Origin of the sequence: Stenotrophomonas sp. A3_2 (genome assembly GCF_036624925.1) — a bacterium.
GTDB classification, from domain to species: domain Bacteria; phylum Pseudomonadota; class Gammaproteobacteria; order Xanthomonadales; family Xanthomonadaceae; genus Stenotrophomonas; species Stenotrophomonas hibiscicola.
Genome location: NZ_JAZKVY010000257.1, coordinates 60769 through 83276, shown reverse-complemented (window position 1 = coordinate 83276; position 22508 = coordinate 60769). Strand labels below are relative to the sequence as shown.

At 64.9% G+C, this 22508-nt stretch carries 20 protein-coding genes; 10 read left to right on the top strand and 10 right to left on the bottom strand.

Features of this window, described 5'->3' with window-relative positions:
- Nucleotides 1-39: 39 nt before the first annotated feature.
- A complete protein-coding gene (smrA, locus tag R5H29_RS11820; RefSeq protein WP_111102003.1) occupies nt 40-1872 on the top strand; it encodes a multidrug efflux ABC transporter SmrA in 1833 nt (610 codons plus the stop codon).
- 39 nt (nt 1873-1911) lie between these two features.
- Here smrA and R5H29_RS11815 read toward each other — a convergent pair whose 3' ends face one another.
- From R5H29_RS11815 to R5H29_RS11800, 4 genes are all read right to left on the bottom strand, one after another.
- Nucleotides 1912-2988 carry a TraB/GumN family protein gene (locus R5H29_RS11815; RefSeq protein WP_332329212.1) on the bottom strand — a complete coding sequence of 359 codons (1077 nt, stop codon included), beginning with the start codon at nt 2986-2988 and terminating at the stop codon, nt 1912-1914.
- Nucleotides 2989-2990: 2 nt separating this feature from the next.
- Nucleotides 2991-3968 carry a hypothetical protein gene (locus R5H29_RS11810; protein WP_167692744.1) on the bottom strand — a complete coding sequence of 326 codons (978 nt, stop codon included), beginning with the start codon at nt 3966-3968 and terminating at the stop codon, nt 2991-2993.
- Nucleotides 3946-4668, bottom strand: coding sequence for a hypothetical protein (locus tag R5H29_RS11805; RefSeq protein WP_332329211.1), 723 nt, complete (start codon nt 4666-4668; stop codon nt 3946-3948). The genes R5H29_RS11810 and R5H29_RS11805 overlap by 23 nt, the downstream gene beginning before the upstream one ends.
- 68 nt (nt 4669-4736) lie before the next feature.
- The gene (locus R5H29_RS11800; protein ID WP_157999904.1) at nt 4737-4907 is read right to left on the bottom strand and encodes a hypothetical protein; all 171 of its coding nucleotides are present in this window, start codon (nt 4905-4907) and stop codon (nt 4737-4739) included.
- Between the two features lie 602 nt (nt 4908-5509).
- Between R5H29_RS11800 and agp the strand changes: the two genes are divergently transcribed.
- Both agp and R5H29_RS11790 read left to right on the top strand, forming a co-directional pair.
- Nucleotides 5510-6679: a bifunctional glucose-1-phosphatase/inositol phosphatase gene (agp, locus tag R5H29_RS11795; RefSeq protein WP_332329216.1), complete on the top strand. Its 1170-nt coding sequence runs from the start codon at nt 5510-5512 to the stop codon at nt 6677-6679.
- A 110-nt stretch (nt 6680-6789) separates the two neighbouring features.
- The gene (locus tag R5H29_RS11790) at nt 6790-7026 is read left to right on the top strand and encodes a hypothetical protein (protein WP_043396519.1); all 237 of its coding nucleotides are present in this window, start codon (nt 6790-6792) and stop codon (nt 7024-7026) included.
- A 127-nt stretch (nt 7027-7153) separates the two neighbouring features.
- Here the strand turns inward: R5H29_RS11790 and R5H29_RS11785 are convergent, their stop codons facing one another.
- A complete protein-coding gene (locus R5H29_RS11785) occupies nt 7154-8962 on the bottom strand; it encodes a DUF885 domain-containing protein (protein WP_111102004.1) in 1809 nt (602 codons plus the stop codon).
- Nucleotides 8963-9074: 112 nt separating this feature from the next.
- On the opposite strand from R5H29_RS11785, the gene R5H29_RS11780 reads away from it, so the two are divergent.
- Nucleotides 9075-9431, top strand: a complete 357-nt coding sequence (locus R5H29_RS11780) for a GFA family protein (RefSeq protein ID WP_134729418.1) — start codon at nt 9075-9077, stop codon at nt 9429-9431.
- Between the two features lie 32 nt (nt 9432-9463).
- Complete coding sequence (locus R5H29_RS11775; protein ID WP_332329215.1) at nt 9464-10243, top strand: DUF4349 domain-containing protein; 780 nt, start codon at nt 9464-9466, stop codon at nt 10241-10243.
- 31 nt (nt 10244-10274) lie between these two features.
- Here R5H29_RS11775 and R5H29_RS11770 read toward each other — a convergent pair whose 3' ends face one another.
- Together R5H29_RS11770 and R5H29_RS11765 are read right to left on the bottom strand one after the other, a co-directional pair.
- A complete protein-coding gene (locus R5H29_RS11770; RefSeq protein WP_021203661.1) occupies nt 10275-10568 on the bottom strand; it encodes a hypothetical protein in 294 nt (97 codons plus the stop codon).
- A gap of 68 nt (nt 10569-10636) precedes the next feature.
- Nucleotides 10637-11581: a LysR substrate-binding domain-containing protein gene (locus R5H29_RS11765; protein ID WP_171952267.1), complete on the bottom strand. Its 945-nt coding sequence runs from the start codon at nt 11579-11581 to the stop codon at nt 10637-10639.
- A gap of 115 nt (nt 11582-11696) precedes the next feature.
- On the opposite strand from R5H29_RS11765, the gene R5H29_RS11760 reads away from it, so the two are divergent.
- A complete protein-coding gene (locus tag R5H29_RS11760; protein ID WP_180877845.1) occupies nt 11697-12569 on the top strand; it encodes a DMT family transporter in 873 nt (290 codons plus the stop codon).
- A gap of 305 nt (nt 12570-12874) precedes the next feature.
- Here the strand turns inward: R5H29_RS11760 and R5H29_RS11755 are convergent, their stop codons facing one another.
- Together R5H29_RS11755 and R5H29_RS11750 are read right to left on the bottom strand one after the other, a co-directional pair.
- Nucleotides 12875-13363, bottom strand: a complete 489-nt coding sequence (locus R5H29_RS11755; RefSeq protein WP_332329210.1) for a hypothetical protein — start codon at nt 13361-13363, stop codon at nt 12875-12877.
- 82 nt (nt 13364-13445) lie between these two features.
- A complete protein-coding gene (locus R5H29_RS11750) occupies nt 13446-14609 on the bottom strand; it encodes an acyl-CoA dehydrogenase family protein (RefSeq protein ID WP_021202093.1) in 1164 nt (387 codons plus the stop codon).
- Between the two features lie 258 nt (nt 14610-14867).
- Here R5H29_RS11750 and R5H29_RS11745 point away from each other — a divergent pair, with 258 nt between their 5' ends.
- Together R5H29_RS11745 and R5H29_RS11740 are read left to right on the top strand one after the other, a co-directional pair.
- Entirely contained in the window at nt 14868-16544 is a 1677-nt protein-coding gene (locus R5H29_RS11745; protein WP_019661900.1) for an electron transfer flavoprotein-ubiquinone oxidoreductase, read from the top strand.
- A gap of 64 nt (nt 16545-16608) precedes the next feature.
- On the top strand, nt 16609-17010 hold the full coding sequence (locus tag R5H29_RS11740; protein ID WP_021202094.1) for a cytochrome c family protein: 402 nt from the start codon (nt 16609-16611) through the stop codon (nt 17008-17010).
- On the opposite strand, the gene R5H29_RS11735 is transcribed toward R5H29_RS11740, so the two are convergent.
- A complete protein-coding gene (locus R5H29_RS11735; RefSeq protein WP_332329209.1) occupies nt 17004-20603 on the bottom strand; it encodes an ATP-binding protein in 3600 nt (1199 codons plus the stop codon). The genes R5H29_RS11740 and R5H29_RS11735 overlap by 7 nt on opposite strands.
- A gap of 75 nt (nt 20604-20678) precedes the next feature.
- Between R5H29_RS11735 and R5H29_RS11730 the strand changes: the two genes are divergently transcribed.
- On the top strand, nt 20679-21317 hold the full coding sequence (locus tag R5H29_RS11730; protein WP_019661903.1) for a response regulator transcription factor: 639 nt from the start codon (nt 20679-20681) through the stop codon (nt 21315-21317).
- 378 nt (nt 21318-21695) lie between these two features.
- Complete coding sequence (locus tag R5H29_RS11725; protein WP_332329208.1) at nt 21696-22466, top strand: hypothetical protein; 771 nt, start codon at nt 21696-21698, stop codon at nt 22464-22466.
- Nucleotides 22467-22508: the final 42 nt, after the last annotated feature.

The window sequence follows — 22508 nt, the reverse complement described above, 5'->3', positions numbered from 1 at the left end:
CGTGGGATACTCCGCCGGCTAAGATGGCGAGGGAATGCGATGTTCCGTTGGTTTGAATCCCTGATTCCGGTGTTCCCGCCCGTGGATGGGCGCATGCCACCGCGCAAGGTGCTGCCGTTCTACCTGCACTACCTGCGCCCGGTGTGGCCGGTGCTGCTGGCCACGCTCATCGCCGGCCTGCTCCTGGCGCTGGTGGAAGTGGCCATGTTCGATTACCTGGGCCGCATCGTCGACATGGTCGCCGAGCAACCCGGTGCCGATTTCTTCAAGCGCCATGCCAATGAACTGGGCTGGATGCTGTTCATCACGGTCATCGCGCGGCCGATCCTGGTCGGCCTGCACAACCTGCTGGTCAACCAGGCCATCGTGCCCGGCCTGAGCAACCGCTCGCGCTGGCTGATGCACAACTACGTGGTTCGGCAGAGCCTGAGCTTCTTCCAGAACGACTTCGCCGGCAGCGTCGCCAACCGGGTGATGCAGACCGGTACCTCGCTGCGCGAGTCGGCGGTGCAGATGGTCGACTCGCTCTGGTACATCGTGGTCTATACCGGCACCGCGCTGTACCTGTTCGCGCAGGCCGACTGGCGGCTGATGGTGCCGCTGATCCTGTGGCTGCTGGCCTACGTGGTGATCATGGTCTACTTCGTGCCGCGCGCGAAGGAGCGGGCCTGGATCGCCTCGGAAGCACGTTCGAAGGCAATGGGCCGCATCGTCGATGGCTACACCAACATTCCCACGCTGAAACTGTTCGCCCATGGCGGGCGCGAGCAGGCCTACGTGGCCGAGTCGATCCAGGAGCTGGCAGTCAAGCACCGCGCGCAGACCCGGGTGACCACCGGCATGGACCTGACCATCGCCATCGTCAACGGTTTCCTGATTGCCGGTACCTGTGGCCTGGCCCTGTGGCTGTGGAATGGCGGCCACATCACTGTCGGCGCGATCACGCTCGCGACCGGCCTGGTGATCCGCATCCACAACATGTCCGGCTGGATCATGTGGACCATCAACGGCATCTTCGAGGACATCGGTACGGTACAGGATGGCATCACCACCATTGCCCAGCCGCTGACCGTGCAGGACCGCGAGGACGCGGTGCCGTTGCAGGTGACCCGCGGTGGCGTGCACTTCCAGGACATCCACTTCCACTACGGCAAGAAGGGCGGCGTGATCGCAGGCCTCGACCTGGTGGTGAAGCCGGGCGAGAAGATCGGCCTGGTGGGTCCTTCCGGTGCCGGCAAGTCGACCCTGGTCAACGTGCTGCTGCGCCTGTACGACCTGGAAAGCGGCCGCATCCTGATCGACGACCAGGACATTGCCTACGTCACTCAGGAAAGCCTGCGCCAGCAGATCGGCGTGGTCACCCAGGATACCTCGCTCCTGCATCGCTCGATCCGCGACAACCTGCTGTACGGCCGGCCGGACGCGACCGATGAGCAGTTGCGCGCTGCGGTGGCCAAAGCACGTGCCGAGGCCTTCATCGATACGCTGGTGGACGGGCAGGGGCGTCGTGGCTACGACGCGCATGTCGGCGAGCGCGGCGTGAAGCTGTCCGGCGGCCAGCGCCAACGCATCGCCATTGCCCGCGTGCTGCTGAAGGACGCACCGATCCTGGTGCTGGACGAAGCAACCTCGGCACTGGACTCGGAAGTGGAAGCGGCGATCCAGGACAGCCTGGATGAGCTGATGGGCGGCAAGACGGTGATCGCGATCGCGCACCGGCTGTCGACCATCGCGCGCATGGACCGGCTGGTGGTGATGGACCAGGGCCGCATCGTCGAGACCGGCACCCATGCCGAGCTGATTGCTGCCGGTGGCCTGTATGCGCGCTTGTGGGCGCGGCAGACCGGTGGCTTTGTGGCTGCCGATCAGTGACTTCGATGTGACCGCGTTGCAAGGTGCCAAGTTACATCGTCACCCGTCCGGATGATTTGAGGTTTCACTTGCTCCGATGTTTGGAGGTCGCGGCTGATCGCCAAAGAACACCCTGGCATCGGGGATGTATCCCTCGTCCACGAGTACCGCGGCCATGCCTCTTGAATGCAGAAGATCATCCAAGGGCAGAGTGGTGAAAACCGTACTGTGCCGCGAAGTAGTTGAGCGGAGCGCTGCAACCCAGTGAGTTCGTCTCTGGATATCAAGGTCAATATTCATCGTAGTGGCGATCGCGTCGTTGGTCAGACGAGCCCAGCACCGGGAGGGCGATGGAGGGGCATGCAGGAGCGCGCCCGATTCAATATCTCCCTCTGCCCACGCATGACCTAGCTCATCTAGGTTATCGAGCCAGGGCCGCAGGCTTGATGTGGCATCCGAGAAGCATTTGCGGTCTTTCACGGAGTCAATGTGAAAATTCTGGATAGTTTCCCTGGCGCCTCTCACCAGCATCGGGAAGCGGGCGTTGATCATCGGGATCCCATGATCGCGGGCCATGCGGTCAATGGCTCGAGAAAGTGGCTCACCGGCTCGGGCTCCACTGAATTGCAGTGCAGCATCATGAATTTTCCAAGCCGCGTACATTGGGCGCATCCTCTCAATGCTCGCGTCATGCAGGCCATAGAGAATCTTGAGATCGCTCAATCGCGTGTACTCTTCTTCGGTGAGCTCGTCACGAAGCGTTCTTCTACCTGAAAGGAACTTGAGCTTGCGGATGGCGGGCCACAGAATGAGGCTGCGAAATACCCCGCCATCGTGCTCCACGGTCACGCCCGGAGGGCTCAGAATTGCATCAGACGTCGAGATTGCTGCTTCAACGCTGCGAGTATCGATGGATAGGCTCTTTCTTAGGGGTTGAATCGTGCCCAGTACAAGCAGCGTTGAAGAGCCTTTTCTGAACTGCCAGATGCGCGGGCCGGGGGCTGAGTGGACCGCATGGATCGCAGGGAGATGAGTTGCATCGGCATTCTCTTGATCCGTTGCGTATCCATTGATGGGCGCCATCGCCATCAGGGCGATGGCCGCCAAGGTAATGGAAGGAGAATGAAATTGATCCATGTTCAATCCAGGCATGCCGTATAACGCGTGTGTGGCTTGGTTCGCGGGTCATTGGAGAACATGTGCCAAGCTTCATCGATTGTTTCGGGGTGGAACATCGGGAACTTGGAGGATTTCATGAAGTGTTGCCTGATGTACTGCCAATAGATGGCCTGAGGTCCCATTGCACGCTCAAGGAAACGATAGACTTCAGCCATCGTCCAGTAGTCAGCTACTTCAGATGGAAGCGATGCTCGCGTCTGTATAGGCTCGATGGCATCTCCGAAAGTAATAGTTGCTCGAAGATCCCGGTCAACGACGGAGATGGCTGGCAATATGCAACTTCCGGTTTTGCGCGCCATTGCGGCGGTTCCCAGCATGATGTCCAAGGGGCGCCCCAAAAATGGAATGCAATAGGCTTCTTCGCGAAAGCGGTGGACATCGGGCATCATGATGACTGCAGCTCTATTTTTCAGTGCGCGAAGCGCTATGCCTATCCCTCTGGCATTCGAGTGGATGATGCTCGCGCGGCATCCGGCGTGATTGAAGAGCCGGTGGTACAGGTCGTCGAACAATTCGTTGCCTGCATGGTTCTTTGGGTCGCCATAGAAGATGTAGATGTCACGCAGATGGCGAATGTGCTCCATCAGACGGACCGCAGACAGGATATAGTGGCCGTGATGCGGCAGTGCGATCACAACTCCCCTGTCGGCAGGGAGCTTTCCATCGATTGAGGAGTAGTCGGAACGGTCGATGCAGTGGACCGCCTCCAACAGTGACGGGCGGCAAAGGTCAGCCAACTGGGAGCTGATGGAGGCTTTCGATTGATACCAGCTGTAGTAGGAATCCATATCGAGTCCGCTGACTTCGCATGCGGAGAGGATGGCTTTCCTTTCCCTATCGGAAATGGTCAATCCAAGCTGTTGCTCTGTCTGGACGCTGTGCCGAAAGGTGGCCTCCGGGGCAGGCTGACGACTCTCATGTGCTTGACTTTCGTGCATCCTGGACCTCCTTTGCTGGCTGCGATGCGCGGTAGAGGTTCATGAGTTGTCCATGGAGCCAATCGAAATGCTTGGGATTGAAGTCAGGATGCTTCCAGTACATGTGCATCAGAGCTGAGTGAAAGACACGCTGACGGAATCTGCTCTCGGCTAGCCGTGTAGCAGGCCATCGCTTTGTCTGAACTGGTTGCGCGAGCCAGTCTCCTCCAAGCTTCTGGTTGGAATCCAGATGGTTCGAAATAGTGCGCAGAACGGAAGTGATGGGTGAGCTGGGTGGCAATTTGATCGTGTCATCGCATGTGCCTGTCATGATTTGAAATTCGTGGATGCAGTTGAGGACTCCTTCCACCAGAGGCAGGTAGCGCTGCTGCCCGTGGTGGGACGTCAAGACAGGAGCGTCAAGGCTGGATGTAAGCTGGTCACTGAACACGATAATGGTGTGAATTCCCGCATCACCCTCCAGTTTGCGAAGCGCGTCGGATGGCGTTGTCGAGTAAGCGGGATCTGTGCCAATTATCTCGGTGATCAATCCCCTTCTGCGGAGTTCGATAGCGCGATTAATATTGGATCGAGTCGTCGCGGCAATGATTGCGGTCGATGATGATGTGTCGTTTGGTAAGGGGAATGTTCCATCGCATCGCATGCGGCTTTGTTCTGGGCTTTGTGCTATTCGGCTCATGCCGTCATGACTGCGAGTCATCGTGATTCTGATCCTGTTTGATAGTGTTGATGACACGCATCCACGCCGCGTGCCATCAACGGAGTCTGTCAGCGCTCTTCGTAATTGTTCGATCCGCAGCAGTCACTGCTGAATGCGGCTACTTTGATTTCGTCCGCCTCGGTTTCAAACACTGCGTCGAGGGATCTTGCATTTGCGCTGGATGATTTCATCCATGCGGCGACGGCGTTTGGATCTGAAATGGTTGCGGATGCGTGCATGACGTATTTCCTTTTATAGATGTGTGTTGATGACCAGGGCACATCCCTTGGTCGGCATCAAGAATGCGCCGTCCGTATGGCTACTTGCTGTCAGTGGTAGCGGGTTCGTTGCGTAGGACTTCTCTTTTAATTTCTGCGTCAGTCTCGTAGTCGAGCAAGCTGCTCTGCGCGTTGTGTCCGTGGCTTGTTCTGATGCCTGGAGCTTCTCTTGAATGTCGGGGCCGGGGATGTAGCGCAGGGCGGCGTCGAGATCCTGGATCGGTTCGGCGCTCGCGTGTATCAATCAGACGAGGACGTGACTCAGGGAGCATCCTCGAGTGGGAGGCGATCACTGGATATTTCACGACTGGATGCGTTTGCATCGCGTGTCGGGGAGGTCATGGGTTGACGGTGCTACCATCCCCATTCGGTAGCTCGGAGAACGGTCTGTTCACCGTTTTGACATTGCCGTGCCGACCGTTGATCAGCAGACATGGGCTCGAGACTCTATCTGCACTATAGGAGCAGTGATGCAGGTTCAATCGTGCTCAAAGACTCGGATGCACTTCCGTATCTTTCGTTGCCTATCGCTGGTGACGAGCCTTGTGACCGCTGTTCCAGCCATGGCGGACAATGGCGAGGTGAGCGGAACACGTGAGGGCTCACTTGAGCAGGTCATCCTGCTCAGCCGCCACAACCTGCGCGCGCCGGTGGTGGCGTCGGGCGCGCTGGCCAATGCCACTCCGGAGCGCTGGCCAGGCTGGGACGTGGGCGCAGGCGAGCTCACCACCAAAGGCGGCGTGCTGGAGGTCTATATGGGCCGTTACATGGGCCAGTGGCTGCGTCAGGCGCAGCTGTTGCCGGCTTCGGGTTGCCCGCAGTTGGCTGACTTCCACGCCCATGCCAACAGCCTTCAGCGCACCCAGGCCACCGCGCAGTTCTTCGTTGCCGGTGCCTTCCCGGGCTGTCATGTCGCGGTCGAGCAGCGCATGGCGCTGGGCACGATGGAACCGATGTTCAATCCGGTGATCCACAACAGAGACACGGTCTTCCGCGAGCGCGCTATGTCGGCAATGCAGCGAGCGCTGGCCGCATCGGAACTGGCACCGGCACTGTCCGTGGTGGAGCAGATCACCCGCTACCCGCAGTCGGCGGCCTGTGCGGGGCACAGCGAGTGCCATCTGATGCTGGCCGACACGATCTTCAATGCGGAACCGGGCAAGGAACCACGCGCGTCCGGTTCGCTGGCCCTGGCCAGCGGGTTGGTCGATGCCTTGTTGATGGAGCACTACCAGGGCAGTGGCATCCCCCGCGAAGGCTGGGGCCGGTTGACCACCGAGGCGCAATGGCAGGCGCTGGCGCAGATCCGCAACCGCTACCAGGACATCCTGTTCGGAACGCCCGAAGTGGCGCGCGATGTGGCCGCCCCGCTGCTGGCAAGAGTGAATGCGTTGTTCGAGGACCCGGCATCGCCAAAGGTGAGCCTGCTGGTCGGCCACGATTCCAACATTGGTTCGGTGCTGGTGGCGTTGGGAATCACGGACTACAGCCTGCCGGGGCAGTACGAGAAGACGCCGATCGGCGGCCTGCTGCAGTTCGAGCGCTGGCGTGATCGTGGGGCCGGTGAAGTGCGTTACCGGTTGGTGTATGTCTATCCCACGCGCGAGCAGCTACGTGGTGCGATCCCGTTGACCGACGCACAGCCGCCGGGCCGGGTGGAGCTGATGCTGCCGGGCTGCGCGCAGTCGGGTTGCAGTGAAGCGCAGTTCAACAACCTGTTGCATTCACCTTGAATCCGGGATGGATGGCGGCGTCGCAGTGTGATGAGACGGAAGCAGCTTCGCGCCCCTTATGCTCGGATTCGAGTAGTCTCCAGCAATCAACCAAGCGATCCCGGTGAATCATGAACATCACGGACTTTCTTGTAATGGACGGTGATGGAGATGAAATATGGGCCGACCCCCATGGCAGCAACATTGCCTTTACGTGTTTTGATTGTGGATATCCGGTGGTGGCTGATGCCTCGGAGAACCAACGTGGGAGCGATGAGGATTGTCCCGCTGCCTGCCGCGGGTGTGGTGTGGAGTACTTCCTCGATTTGAGACTGGACTCGAGGAAGCTGTATATCCACATCGTCTGATTGAGTGGCGGCAGAAGCGGTGCGAACCAAGGTTCGCACCCACCAGGATGGCAGTTCGCAACCGCCAGAACAGAAAACGGCCCGGGTTTTTCCCCGGGCCGTTATCATTCAGCTCACACCGGCGCGATCACTCGATCGGCTGGTCCAGCATCAGCTGGCGTGCGAAACGCACCGGCGGTGCGCCGTAGGACAGTACCTGGTCGTGGTACGCCTTCAGGTTGAACTTGTCGCCCAGCTTCTCCTGCACCGCCTTGCGGGTGTCGAAGTGTTCCTGCGCACCGACGAAGTAGGTCGGCAGCTGCGCCGAGGTCAGCTGCGCGCGCACCCACTTGCCGGCCGCTTCGCTTTCCTGCTGGAACGCGTCGTGGGTCATCAGGTGCATCGCCTTCTCGCGATCCCAGTTGTCCACGTGCACGCCCTGGTCGAGGATCGCGTTGGAGATCGTGCGCAGGTAGAACTTCAGCTGCACCAGGTGGAACAGCGGGTCGTTGTTGAGGTAACCCTGCTCCTGCATCATGCGCTCGGTGTAGACCGCCCAGCCTTCGGCGAACAGGCCCGAACGCAGCACCGCACGCAGGGTGGAAGGGAACTTGGCCGAATGCCAGCCCTCCAGGTAATGGCCCGGGGTGCCTTCGTGGATGCTCAGCAGGTGGATCATGCGCGAGTTGTACTCACGCAGGAACGAGTCGACCTGCTTGTCGTTCCAGTCGTCCGGAATCGGCGACACGGCGTAGAAGGTCTTCAGGTTCTTGTCCAGCGGACCCGGCGAATCGCAGTAGGCCACGGCCACGCCACGTTGGAATTCCGGCATCAGGATGATGTCCACCGGCGCATCGGGCAGCGTCATCAGGTCGTGCTCGCGCACGAATGCGGTGGACTGCTCCAGCGCGGCCTTGGCATCGTCGACGACCTTGTCGCGTGCCGGCTTGTCGGCGTAGGCCAGTTCCAGCGCAGCTTCGATCGCCTTCTGCTGCTGCTCGTCGGTCGGCTGGGCCGGCATCTCCGGCGCACCCGGCTTGTCCTTCAGCACGGTCTGCGCGATGCCGTACATGTCCTCGCGCACACGCTTGAGTTCGGCGCGCGCACGGTCACCGATCTCCTGGCGCGACAGCGAGGAGCTGAGCGCGAACTTCAGCTTCTGGTCGTACTTTTCCGCACCGATGCGGAAGTCGCCCTTGGCGTTCGGCACCAGGGTCTTGTCCAGCCAGGTCTGCTGCTCGTCCACCGCCTTCTTCAGGCCGTCGATGGCCGCTTGCAGACGCTGCTGGTCGGCCTGCGGCAGTTCACCGATGTGCGGGGTGATGAAGGTATCGACGATGCTGAGGATGCCCTTGTTCTGCTTGGCCACCGTCTCGGCGTGGATCTTCGGCACGCGCGCCGGATCCAGGTTCTCGCGGGCCTGGGCGAAGATCGCCGGCAGCTTTTCCATGCGCGCGGTGGCCGACTTCAGGCGCTCCGGCAGTGGCGCGAACTCGCGCGCCATCAGGCCGTAGATCGCGCTGCCGGCGATGCCGTTGTACAGCTGCGGGTCCCACTTGCCGGACTGCAGCACTTCGGCGTTCCAGATTTCCGACTGCAGCTGGTTGCGCAGGATCGCCGCGTCCACCTGGTTCTCGCGGCCCAGCTTGGCCACGTCGATCTTGTCCAGCTCGCCCAGCAGCGCCTTGTAGGCGGCCACGGTCTTCTGCTGGCCGGCGGCACTGAGGTCGTCCAGTTCGCTGTCGTAGCGGTGGTCACCGATCTGGGTGGCGCTGACCGGCGACAGCTGCATCCAGGTATCCAGCGCGCGCTTGGAGAGATCGGCGAAGGCGGCATCGACCGCCGCATCACCGGCCTGCTGGCTGGCGGCCGGGGTGGAAGCGTTGGTCGGGGCGTCGGCCGGCTGGCAACCGGCCAGCGCAGCGACCAGGGCGAGGGCAAGAAGATGCGGGCGCATCGGCATTCCTGTACGGGGTCAAACCCTGAGCATAGGGCCCCGTCGCTGCTTTGTCCCCGTGCCATAGGATTACCATGGGCGGATTCAAGGACCCTCCAAAGGAGCGCAGGACATGGAATACCAAGGAAGCTGCCATTGCGGCAGGATCGCATTCAACGTACAGGCCGAGGCGCCGATCAGCGACGTCATCGACTGCAACTGTTCGATGTGCCGGCGTCGCGGCAGCCTGCTGTGGTTCGCCCCGCGTGCGGCGTTCCAGCTGACCACCGATCCGGCTGACGTGGCCACCTACCACTTCAACAAGGCCCACATCGACCATCACCACTGCCGCGAATGTGGCGTCGCCCCCTACAGCGAAGCGGTCGATCCGCGTAGCGGCACACCGATGGTGGCGGTGAACGTGCGCTGCGTGCCGCAGGTCGATCTGGCTGGCCTTTCGGTGACCTCCTACGACGGAGCCGCACTGTGACGGGCGCGCGCGCCTGGACGCGCAGCCTGGCGATGCCGGTGGTGCTGCTGGCATTGGCGGGCTGCGCCAAGCAGGGCGACATGGCCGCGGATGCGGGCGCCCCGGCCGCCGAAGCGGCCGTCGCGTCGCCAGAAGGTGCGTTCCTCGCCTATGAACATGACGTGCAGGTGCAGCTGGAGTCGGCAAAGATCGCGCCGCGCATCCAGCAGATCGCCCAAGCCTGCCAGAGCGCGAAGTTCGGCGACTGCGCGGTATTGCAGGTCGACCAGCGCAGTGGCGAGCAACCCAGCGGTGAGGTCAAGGTGCGCATCGCGCCGAAGGGCGCCGAGCCGCTGATCGCGATGGCCGGTGAGGGCGGAACGCTGCAGTCGCGCACCACCCGCGCCGAGGATCTGGCACAGGCCGTGTCAGACACGGCGCTGACCAAGGCGCGGCTTGAAAAGGAGCACGCCCGCCTGCTGTCCTACCAGGACCGCAAGGACCTGAAGATCGAAGATCTGATGGCGATCACCACGCGCCTGTCAGAGATCGAGGCGGGTGTCGAGCAGGCCAACAAGGACGCCGCGCAGCAGCGCCGGCGCATCGATACCCAGCTGGTGACGCTGCACTTCGAGACCACTTCGGGCCAACGCAGCCGAAGTGAGATCGGCGAGGCGCTGAGCGAGTCGGGCAGCATTCTCAGCACCAGCGTGGCGTTCCTGATTCGTGCTGTTGCCGCGCTGCTGCCGGTGGCGGTGCTGGCCCTGGTCGCAGCCTGGGGCGTGCGCGCATGGTGGCGTCGCCACCGTCGCAAGCTGCCGCCCAACCGCTGAGGTCAAGGCTGATGCCGGCAGCCCGCCGGCATCAGCCCTCGTCGGTTTCGTACTCGACGAACACATCCAGTTCCAGCGCCAGATCCTGCACGGCGTCGCGCACCTTCTGCGCGGTGCTTTCATTGCCCACTTCCACTTCCAGCTCGTGGATGCCCGGGCCGATGTCATCGGACAGCCCGGCCGAGCTGGAGTCGTCGTCGTCCATGTGCGGCATCAGGTCGTCGGTTTCCTCGACATGCTCGATGCCATCCAGGCCGAGCAGCAGGTCGCTGATGGCACGGGCGTCGTCTTCGGTTCCGGTAATGCGCAGTCGCAGCATGGCCATGGCGTAGGTACGTTGTGGAGTTGCCTGCAGCCTAGCCAGCATCGGGCAAAGAATGGGTGAGGGCGAAGTCAGGTGGGCGTGGCCGGGCGCCCGAGCAGGCTGTCCGGCAATGCCGGAATCGGTGTGCGTTCGTCCTGCGCCTGTTCCAGCAGCCAGTCGATGAACAGGCGTGCGGCCGGGCTGGGCGGTTGTCCTTCGGCATGCACTACGTGATACGCATAGCGCGCCTTCAGCGCCGGGCCGGGCAGGCGCACCACCTCGTAGCGCTGCAGGTAGGGCTGGGCGATGTGGGTGCGCGCCAGCACCGCGCCCATGCCATACACCGCTGCACGCATCGCGTCGGTGCTGTCGGCGAAGGTGTGCATGGGTGGCAGCGGCGACGGCGTGCGCACGCCGGCGTGGCGGAACCAGTCGCGCCAGCCCTGCGGCGACAGGTCGGTCAGCAGCGGCAGGTCGGCGATGCGCGCCGGATCGACCAGCGTTTCGACGCCGGCCAGTGCCGGTGAGGCGACCGGGAACAGGTAGTCATCCATCAGGTGCTGCGCACGCAGGCCGGGCCATTGGCCCAGGCCGTAGCGGATGCCCACTTCCGGGCCGTTGTCGTCATAGCGATCCAGCCCGCTGCCGGTATGCAGCTCGATGCGGATGTGCGGGTAGGCCTGGGTGAAGCGCGGCAGCCGTGGCAGCAGCCAGCAGTAGGACAGCGAGCGCAGCGTGGTGATGCGCAGCGGCACGCTGTCGGCATCCGGCTGCAGGTGATGGGCGACGGCCGCGACATCGGTGAAGGCGGCGCTGGCAGCGTCGGCCAGCTGCCGACCCTCGGCAGTCAGGCGCACGCCGCGGGCGTGGCGTAGGAACAGCCGTACTTCCAGCACTTCTTCCAGGCGGCGGACGTGGTGGCTGACCGCGCTGGCGGTCAGGTGCAGCTCCTGCGCGGCCTGGGCGAAGTTCTGGTGGCGCGCCGCGACCGCGAACACGGCCAGTGCGGGTAGCAGGGAAGGGCGTAGCAGCATGTCAAGCCTCAAACCATATTTGTGGCTGGCAGCGATACTACGCGCTTGTGCCGCGGGCGTCTGCGCCTGATCCTGTCCGCATTGGCGAAGAATTGACGATGTACGGAGGCAAGGCATGAATGCGGTCCCACAGGCGGCCGAGCGCGATTGGCGCACGCCGCTGGAATTGACCCTGCTGGGCGCCATCTGGGGCTGCTCGTTCCTGTTCATGCGGGTGGCGGTGCCGTCGTTCGGCCCGTTCGCGCTGGTCGAGGTGCGGCTGGTGCTGGGTGCGCTGGTGCTGCTGCCGTTCCTGTGGCGCGCCCGCGCGCAGTTCCCGCCGCGGCGCTGGCTGTGGCTGGCGCCGATCGGCCTGATCAACTCGGCGTTGCCGTTCGTGCTGTTCGCTTATGCAGCGGAACAGGCGCCGGCGGCGATCGGCGCGATCTGCAATGCGATGACGGTGCTGTTTGCCGCGCTGATCGCGTTCCTGTTCTTCGGCGAGAAGATCGGCATGCGCCGTGCCGGGGCGCTGCTGGTCGGCTTCGCCGGCGTGGTGGTGCTGGCCACGGCCAAGGTTTCCGGCCTGAGCATCGGCACCGCAGTGCTGGCCGGTGCGGCGGCATCGCTGCTGTACGGCCTGGGCGTGAACCTGGTGAAGCGGCACATGACCGGGTTGCCGTCGGCCGCCGCCGCGGCGGCAACGCTGTCGTGCGCCTCGCTGTGGATGCTGCCGATGGCGGTCAGCCACTGGCCGCAGGCGGCGATTCCGTTGAAGGCCTGGGGCGCGGCGATCGCATTGGGCGTGGCCTGTACCGGGCTGGCGTTCCTGATGTTCTATCGCCTGATCGGTCGTATCGGCCCGTCGCGGGCGTCGACGGTGACCTACCTGATTCCGTTGTTCGGCGCGGCGTTCGCGTGGTTGTTCCTAGGGGAGGCGGTGACGGTACAGATGTTGGTGGCGGGGGCGTTGATTCTGGGGAGCGTGGCGGTGAGTCAGAAGGGCTGAGCGCGCGCACGCAGCGGTAGCACCGAGCCATGCCCGGCGGGCCCATTTCCGCGCCTGCGGGGAGGTGTCACTTTCTTTGCTCGTGCAAAGAAAGTAACCAAAGAAACACGCCGCCAGGTCGCGAGCCGGTGCTTCGCACCGGTACCCTGCGCTCCTCGGCCCGCCGGGGGACGGCGCGGAACTCGCTGCGCTCAGACACCCGCGCCTCTTCGCCCCCGCCGGACCTGCGGTGCTCGGCTCGCTTCAAGGCGGACCCGACAGCCGCGCAGTAGATCCATGCCATGCGTGGATGCCTTCCGCCTGGATCAATCAGGAGCGCTCGCCATCGCGTTGCCGGAACGCGTGCTATTGCCCACAGAAGAAAACTCCAGGCCATCAATATCGGCATGCGCACCGCACATGCCCAAGCCCGTTGCCGTCGGGTCGATCCCGCCGGATGAGACTCTCAGTACACCTGCATGTTTCTCGATAGCCACTGTGCCTGGTTCGGACTGATGAATCAGTTTTCCGCCTTCTGGCTTCATATGCAGCACGAAGGAGCAGACGTGCTGCATCGCCTGGGTACTGTGCAGCTCAACCGTATAGCCCAGTGATTCTTCGACAATCGACAGGCTGTCCCTGAACCCATCGCGGCAACTACGTCCGCTGCCCGGTTCGGTACACAGATCGCTCGCCTGCGAATAACTGCCTGCCCATGCCCCATCCCTGTTGCCTGCCCACGCCATCTGCAGCACGGAGGCTTGGAAGAGCAGCGGGAGGCACAACAGCAGCCTCACAGCGGGATTGTTCTTCATTCAGCTTGCATCTCCGGATAGGCGTCCCTTACCGCCCACCCTACCCGGCAATGCCGGCCAGCGGCCGGCACTACCGGTGCACTCAGAACGCGTTGATGCCGGTCAGTTCGCGGCCGATCACCAGCTGGTGCACGGTCTCGGTGCCTTCATAGGTGATCACCGATTCCAGGTTCAACGCATGCCGGATCGCCACATGCTCGGTGGTGATGCCAGCCCCACCGAGCAGATCGCGACACTCGCGGGCGATGTCGATGGCCATGCGGCAGTTGTTCCACTTGGCCAGGCTGACCTGCTGCGGCTGCAGCTGGCCGGCTTCCTTCAGCCGGCCCAGTTGCAGGGCCAGCAGCTGGGCGGTGGTGATGCGGCGGGCCATCTCGGCCAGCTTGATCTGCGCGCTCTGCGTGGCCGCCAACGGGCGGCCGAACAGCACGCGCTCCTTGGCGTAGCCCAGCGCCTCATCCAGGCAGGCGATGGCCGCACCGATCGGGCCCCAGCTGATGCCGTAGCGGGCCTGGGTGAGGCAGCCCAGCGGTCCCTTCAGGCCCTTCACGTTGGGCAGGCGGTGGCTGTCGGGCACGCGCACGTCATCGAAGTACAGCGCGCCAGTGAGCGAGGCACGCAGGCTCATCTTGTGCTTGATTTCCTGGGTGCTGAAGCCGGCCATGCCCTTCTCCAGCACGAAGCCCTGGATCCCGTCCTCGGTCTGCGCCCAGACGATCGCCAGGTCGGCCACCGGGCCGCTGGTGATCCACATCTTGCTGCCGCTGATGCGCCAGTCACTGCCGTCGCGCACGGCGCGGGTCTTCATGCTGGCAGGATCGGAACCCCCATGCGCCTCGGTCAGGCCGAAGCAGCCGATCAGCTCGCCGCGCGCCATCGCCGGCAGCCACTGCTGGCGCTGTTCCTCGCTGCCATAGGCGTAGATCGGGTACATGCACAGCGAGCTTTGCACCGAGACGAAACTGCGCAGGCCGGAATCGCCGCGCTCCAGCTCCTGGCAGATCAGGCCATAGCTGACCGCGCCGAGGCCACCGCCGCCGTACTCGGTCGGCAGCGTTGCGCCGAGCAGGCCCAGTGACGCGATCTCCGGCACCAGTTCAGACGGAAAACGGGCCTGGTCGAAGGCATCGCCGATGATCGGCAGCACGCGCTCGTCGGTGAAGCGGGCGACACTCTCCTGCACCGCACGCTCTTCCTCATTGAGCAGGGAACGGACATCGAACAGATCGTACGGATGCAAAGCCATGGCACTCACACGCAGTCAGGACCCGGCCATTGTCGGTCATCCGGGCAGCGCGTGCCGACCAGGGTTGGCCCACCACCAGGGCTGAGGCACTACGCTGCGCTGCAGCAATCGTGCGGTGAACGGCGTCTATCTAGCTCGATCACGCGCGTCCCGGTACCCTGACACATTCAAACAACCGTTTCGCCCGTGGCCGCACGCGCGATTCCCAGGCACCGCCGGTGGCCCCGATGCCGGCCCTACCCACGAGTCATGCAATCGATGAGCGCTGAAGCCAACGCCCTGCCCCCGCGTGAAGTAATGGAGTTCGACGTGGTGATCGTCGGCGCCGGTCCTGCCGGCCTGGCCACCGCGATCCGCCTGCGCCAGCGCGCGATCGAAGCCGGTCGCGAGCTGTCGGTATGCGTGCTGGAAAAGGGCTCCGAACCGGGCGCGCACGTGCTCTCCGGTGCGGTGATGGACCCACGCGCACTGACCGAACTGTTCCCGGACTGGGCCGAACGCGGCGCACCGCTGAAGCAGAAGGTCACCCGCGACGAATTCCTGTTCCTCAGCGAGACCGGCGCACGCAGCACGCCCAACGCGCTGCTGCCGGAGTGCTTCCACAACGAAGGCAACTACATCATCAGCCTGGGCGAAGTGACCCGCTGGCTGGCGCAGCAGGCCGAGGCGCTGGAAGTGGCGATCTTCCCGGGCTTTGCCGCCGCAGAAGTGCTGTTCGGCGACAACGGTGAAGTGATCGGCGTGGCCACCGGCGACATGGGCATCGAGAAGGACGGCAGCATCGGCCCGGCCTTCGAGCGCGGCATGGCGCTGCACGCCAGGTACACGGTCTTCGCCGAAGGCGCGCGCGGCCACCTCGGCCGCCAGCTGATCGCCCGCTACAAACTGGACGAAGGCAAGGACCCGCAGGCCTACGGCATCGGCATCAAGGAACTGTGGCAGATCGACCCGGCCAGGCATGAGCCGGGGCTGGTGGTGCATGCGGCCGGCTGGCCGCTGGACAGCGACACCTACGGCGGCGCGTTTCTGTACCACGCCGACGGCGGCAAGGTCGCCATCGGCTACGTGGTCGGCCTGGACTACAGGAACCCGTGGCTGAGCCCGTTCGAGGAGTTCCAGCGTTTCAAGACCCATCCCTCCATCCGCAAGCACCTGGAGGGCGGCACCCGCATCGGTTACGGCGCCCGTGCGATCACCGCCGGCGGCCTGCTGTCGCTGCCGAAGACGGTGTTCCCCGGGGGCGCGCTGGTCGGCTGCGAGGCCGGTTACCTCAACGCCAGCCGCATCAAGGGCAGCCACGCCGCGATCAAGACCGGCATGCTGTGCGCCGACGCCGCGTTCGACGCGCTGGCTGCTGATCGCCAGCACGATGAACTGAGCGCCTACCCGAAGGCGTTCGAAGCCAGCTGGCTGTTCACCGAACTGCAGCAGGCCAAGAACTTCAAGCAGTGGTTCAAGAAGGGCCAGACCGTGGCCACGCTGATGACCGGCGTGGAGCAGTGGCTGCTGCCCAAACTGGGCGTGCGCAACCCGCCGTGGACCCTGCATCGCACCCAGCCGGATCATGCCTGCCTGGAGCCGGCGGCCAAGCACACCCGCATTGCCTACCCGAAGCCGGATGGCGTGCTGACCTTCGACCGCCTCAGCTCGGTGTTCCTGAGCAGCACCAACCACGACGAGAACCAGCCCAGCCACCTCACGCTGAAGGACCCGAGCATTCCGGTGAAGGTGAACCTGGCCGAGTACGCCGGTCCGGAAGCGCGCTACTGCCCGGCCGGCGTGTACGAGTTCGTCGGCGAAGCCGACAGCGCGCGCCTGCAGATCAACGCGCAGAACTGCGTGCACTGCAAGACCTGCGACATCAAGGACCCCACCCAGAACATCGTGTGGGTGACCCCGCAGGGCGGCGGCGGCCCGAACTACTCGGGCATGTGATCGCCCCGGGCTGCGACCGCGTGTCGCAGCCCGGCGGCTCGACCGCACCGCTATCCTGCCGCCCATGCGCGCCGACCGCCTGCTCATTGCCATTGCCGTGTCCCTGCTCGCCACGGCCTGCCAGCGCCCGCCTGCTGCGCCCGCCACGCCCGAACAGGCCCGGCAGCAGGCCATGCAGCGCGCGTTCGAACTGTGCGCCGGTTGCCACACCGTGCAGCCCGGCGGCATCCACCGCTTCGGGCCGAACCTGCATGGCGTGATCGGCCGCCGCGCCGGCAGCTTGCCCGACTACGGCTATTCCGAGGGCATGCGCCGCGCCGACATCACCTGGAGCGCGCAGACCCTGGATGCCTTCCTGCAGTCGCCCACCCACGTGGTGCCCGGCACCCGCATGTACAACGCCTTTCCCAGCGCCGAACGCCGCGCGCTGGTGATCGCCTACCTGCAACAGCAGTCGGCTCAGTGAGCCAATCGCTGCAGCTGGTGCTGCAGCCGTGCCACGAACGCCGTTACAGCGGCGAACACCGGTGCCGGATCGGTCTCGCCCGCATCCTGCAGGCGCTCGACCAGTGCGTTGGCCTGCCCGGCCAGCACCGTCGCCCCAACCGCACCCATGCCGCCGGCCAGGCGATGCAGGTGCAGCGCCGCGGTTTCGCGGTCGCCGGCCTGCACGGCGCATTGCACGGTCGCCAGATCGCCCTCGCTGGCCTGCAACAGGCTGTCGCGCAGCTGCTCGGCCACCACGCGTGAGCCGAACCGCCGCTGCAGGCTGGCCAGATCAGGCAGCGTCCCGCCATCGTCGGCAGCGGGTCCGGCCTGCGGCTCCACAACCGATAGTCCCTGCGCCTGCGGCAACCAGCGCAGCAGCGCGGCGCGCAGGGTTGCCAGCGACAGCGGCTTGGACAGTACTTCGTCCATGCCGGCCTCGCGGCAGCGCCGTGCATCGTCGTCCAGTACGCTGGCGGTGAGCGCCAGTACGGTCAGCCGCGGCTGGCCGTTGCGACCCTCGCGTTCGCGCAGCAGGCGGGTGAAGGCGAAGCCATCCAGCACCGGCATCCGGCAATCGGTGATGACCAGATCGAACGGCTCCGACGCCAACCGGTCCAGCCCCTGCTGGCCATCGCCGACCAGCACATGCGGCACACCCAGCTGCTGCAGGCGCCAGGCCATCATCGCCTGGTTGGTCGGATGATCTTCGATCACCAGCACGCGTGCCTCGCGCAACGCCGGCGGCAGCAGCGCCGCCTGTTCCTCCTCGGCGGCAAGCGCTTCAACATCGCCACGGCCGGCTTCCACCAGCGACAGCCGCACCTCGGCGCGGGTACCCTCGCCCAGCGTGCTGTGCAGCTCCAGTTCGCCGTCCATCATCTGCACCAGGCGCTGGCAGATGCTCAGGCCCAAGCCGGTACCACCATGGTCACGCTGGATGTATGCACCGGCCTGGGTGAACGGCGCAAACAGGTGCTGCAACTGTTCCGGCGCGATTCCGATGCCGGTGTCGGTGACGCTCAGGCACAGCGGCTGGCTGCCGTCCTCGGCGGTCGGCCCCAGCACTTCCAGCTGCAACCGCACTTCGCCGCGCACGGTGAACTTGATGGCGTTGCTGAGCAGGTTGAACACGATCTGGCGCAGGCGCACGCCATCCACTTCGTGCGCCGCTGCCAGCTGTGGGTCGATCTGCACGTGCAGGTCCAGCCCACGTGCACTGGCCTGCGCCGACAGCAACCGGCACACGCTCTCCAGCAAGGGCCGCAGCGGCTGCGGCACCGGTTCCAGGCGCAGTGCGCCGGCCTCCAGCCGCGAGTAATCGAGAATATCGTCGAGGATCTGCCGCAGCATCTGCGCGGAATCCTCGATCACGTTGAGAATGCGCTGCTGCTCGGCATCCAGCGGCGAATGGGCCAGCACCTCAAGCATGCCCAGCACGCCGCTCATCGGCGTGCGGATCTCATGGCTCATGGTTGCCAGGAAACGCGACTTCGCCTCCGCGGCCTGTTCGGCCTCTGCCTTGGCCGCAGTCAGGGCCTCGGCCTGCGCACGCGCCTCGCTGACGTCCACCCAGTAACCACTCCAGATCACCGCGCCCGCTTCCGCAGCATAGGGATGGGCCTGGCTGCGCACCCAGCGCGCGCCGGTGCCTTCAGGACGCAGCCGGAACTCAAGAATGAGCGGCGCGAACTGCCGCGCCGCCTGCTCGACCGCATGCAGGATGTGCTCGCGGTCATCTTCCTCGATGCGCTCCAGCAGGCAGGTTGCATCCTGTTCGGCCTGCTGCCGGCTGATCCCGAACAACGCCTGCAGGTCACCGGCAATGAACGGGAAACTGAGGGTTCCGTCAGCCGCACGGCGTGCCTGATAGACCACGGCGGGCAGGTTGTCGGTGACTTCGGCCAGGCGCTGTTCCAGATGGCGACGCCCGGCTACCTCACGGCGCAGCCGCCAATGCCCGATGGCGTGCACCAGCAGCGCGGTAAGCAGCACCAGCAGCAGCGGCACGCCCCAGCGCGCCACGCGGGTCCACTCGAGGCCGTTGCGGTATTCGACGGCCAGCCAGTCGCCGCGCAGGGCTTCGCGCTTGCGTGGGGTCATCTGTAGCAGCAGGCGGTCGAAGGTGGTGGCCAGGGCGGCATGGCGACGCTCGACAGCCAGCACCAGCTGATCGTTGAAGCCGGCCGGTGCGACCACCTGCAGGCGCCCCGGGAAGCGGTTGCGCAGCAGGTGGTCCACCACGGCCAGGTTGCCTATATAGGCGTCGGCGTCGCCATTGATCAGGCGCTGCAGGGCCTGTTCCGCGCTGCGCGCCGCGATGATCCGGGCCTGCGGTGCCTGCTGCAGCACATAACCACGCACGCGCTCCGGATCGGACAGCAGCACCCGCTTGCCCTGCAGGTCTGACAGGCCCAGCAGCGCCGGGCTGTCGCGCCGGCTGACGATCACGTTCGGCACGCTGATGAAGGGCTGGCTGAACACCCAGTCCGGGCCCAGGTAGCGCGAATCGGCCGGAATGCCCATTACCGCCTGCAGCTCGCCGCGGCGCGCCTTCTCGCGCACTTCGTACCAGTCATGGCTGTTTTCCACCTGCAGGTTGGCGCCGGCCTGCAGCAGGCGGCGCAGGTATTCGCTGGCCAGGCCGCTGGGGTTGCCATCCTGGTCGGCGAACGACAGTGGCGCCGCGTTCGGCGCGAAGCCAATCCTCAACGGTTGCTCCAGTACCCGCTTCTCGGCCTGGCTCAGCGCCAGCTGTGCCGATGCCGACCACCGCGGAGGTGGCAGCCAGCGCTGCGCCAGCGCATCGCGCTGGGCCTGGCTGGTCGCGGCCAGCGCCAGGTCCAGCGCTTCGGCCAGTGGCTGCTTGCCGTTGGGAATGCCGAAGTGCAGTCGCTCCGGCGGGAGATCGCTGGGGCGCAGCAGCACGACGCCCTGCAGGTCCTCGCGGGCGATCAGTTCGGTGGCCACATAGGCATTGCCGATGTAAACGTCGGCCTTGTCGTCTCTGACCATCTCCAAGGCCGCCAACGAGTTGTTTGCGACAAGCTGGCGCGCATGCGGAAAGCGGGCGCGCACCTGGGGCCCGGTCAGGAAGTCCTGCTCGATCACCACCCGCAGTCCGTCCAGATCGGGATTGTCGGAGGCACGCAGGTCATCCGGGCGCCCCACCAGGGCCAGCGGGGCCTCGCCATAGGCGGCGGTGTAGACCATGCAGCGGGTGCGGTCGGCACTGAGCCCGACGTTCATCACCACATCAATTTCGCCACGACATGCCGCATCCAGCACGGATGTCCAGTCGGAGTAGCGCCTTGCCTCCACCTTCACGCCCAACTGACGGGCAAGAAGCGACAGATAATCCGGACCCAGGCCAACCTGTTGGCCATCACGGAGGGACTCGAACGGTGGCCAGCCACTGTCATACTGACCCACGACGATGCTCGGATGGGCGGCCAGGTACTCGCGCTGCAGGGGGCTGAGCGGCAACGGCCCGGGCACCGCCTGCGCCAACGCTGCCGGCAGCGCCAGTACGACCAGCAGCAGGACCAGCCCGCGAACAGCCCAGCTACGCATCGGCGTCGATCTCCTAGAATCCTGCCAGGGACCGCGATGGTCGCGGCCCAGCCAGCCCGGTGGCCATACTAGAGCATGAGCTTGCGCATCATCATCGCAGACGACCACCCGGTGGTCCGTATCGGTACCCGCGCCGTCATCGAATCGAGCGGGGTGGGCCGCGTGGTCGGCGAAGCCGACAGCGCGCAGGCGCTGATGGCCCTGCTCGGCAGCCAGCCCTGCGACCTGCTGGTGACCGACTACTCCATGCCGGGCAGCCCGCAGGCCGACGGCTTCGCCATGATCGGCATGATCCGCCGCCGTCATCCAGACCTGCCGGTGCTGATGCTCAGCGTCTCCAGCAATCTGGCGATCCTGCGCATGGTGCTCGACAGCGGCGTGCTCGGCCTGGTCGACAAGAGTTCGTCGATGGACGAGCTGCCGCAGGCCATCCAGTCGGTCTACCGCGGCCAGCCCTACATCAGCCGCAGCCTGCGCGAGCGGGTCGAGGCTGCCGGCAGCTGGCGCATGCGCGAGGGTGACGGCAAGCCGCTGTCGCCACGCGAGGTGGAGGTGCTGCGGCTGCTCGGCACCGGCATGACCGTGAAGGAAATCTCGCTTCAGCTGCACAAGAGCGTCAGCACCATCAGCCGGCAGAAAGGTGATGCCATGCTCAAACTGGGCCTGAAGGGCGACGCCGAGCTGTTCGATTACCTGCGCGACGGCAAGATCTGAGAGCCAGATCGCACAGGAAGGGCATCTGGCACTGCCCTATTTGACGGGCCGCCGATCTGTGCCAAGATGGTGGGGCATGAGTTCCCAATGCGAGGTCGAAGGAATCGACCGGCTCATGTCCTCGCTCCCGTCCCTGGTGGACGTGGCGCGGTTCCCTGCCGGCCGTCTGGCCCGGCAACGCTGACCATGGAGAGGCGCATGCAACATCCCCCCAAGCTACGCTGGACCCTGCCGTTGCGGCCTCTGCGCGCATTCGCGGCGTGCCTGCTCGTCTCTCTTTCCGCTGCCGCCTGCAGCGCCGCCGATCCGGTCCCCTCGTCCTCCCAGCCCGGCGCCCCTGCGCAGGCTGCCAATGCGCCCCGACAGGATGTTGCCACGATGCAGAACACCTCTCCCGACACCGCCATTACCCCGCCCGACGCGCCGACCGTGATGTATTTCACCTATCAAGTGGATGGCGATGGCGCGACCTCCTATGAGGTCCAGAACGGCAGCGTGGCGACCTTCTGGTTCGGCCACACCTTCACTCTCGATGGCACTACGTACTACACGGGTTTCTCCTGGGATACCCGCGAGCACTACGGCAAGCCTGGCGAGCAGACGCAGGCCGGTCCGGACGACCGCGCCAACCTCGCCGAGGCCACCTTCGTGCTGGTCGGCACCGACGCGAAGAAGCCGTGGAAGTTCCGTGGCCAGGAATGGACCATCGGCGCACTGGGCGCGTACGACAAGGCCGACGACGTCGATACCCGGCGCAAGCCGCTTGAACATCGCACCGCCGACGGCCGCCTGCTGCTGGCGGTGCCGACCAGCAGCTTCGACCGCGGCGTCAGCAGCACCGGCTATGCGCTGCTGCTGTTCAACCCCAGGCGCAGCGAAGACGACGTGGACAGCAAGGTCTGGCGCTATGTCGGTACGGTGCGCACAGGCGAAGACAACAGCGCCGCCTGCGACGAAGGCAACGTGATGCCCTGCACCGGCAGCGACGGCGAACTGGCCTTCGCTGCCGATGGCAACGGCCTGCCGCGACTGACCGTGACCTTCAAGGGCACCACCCTCGAAGGCCCCGGCAGGACCCGCACCCTGGGTGCCGGTGACACCGTGCACTACACCTTCGACAGCGCGACCCAGCAGTACCTCGCGCGCTGAAAGCACCCGCCACGCGCGGGTTCCCTGTTGACCGACATGTTC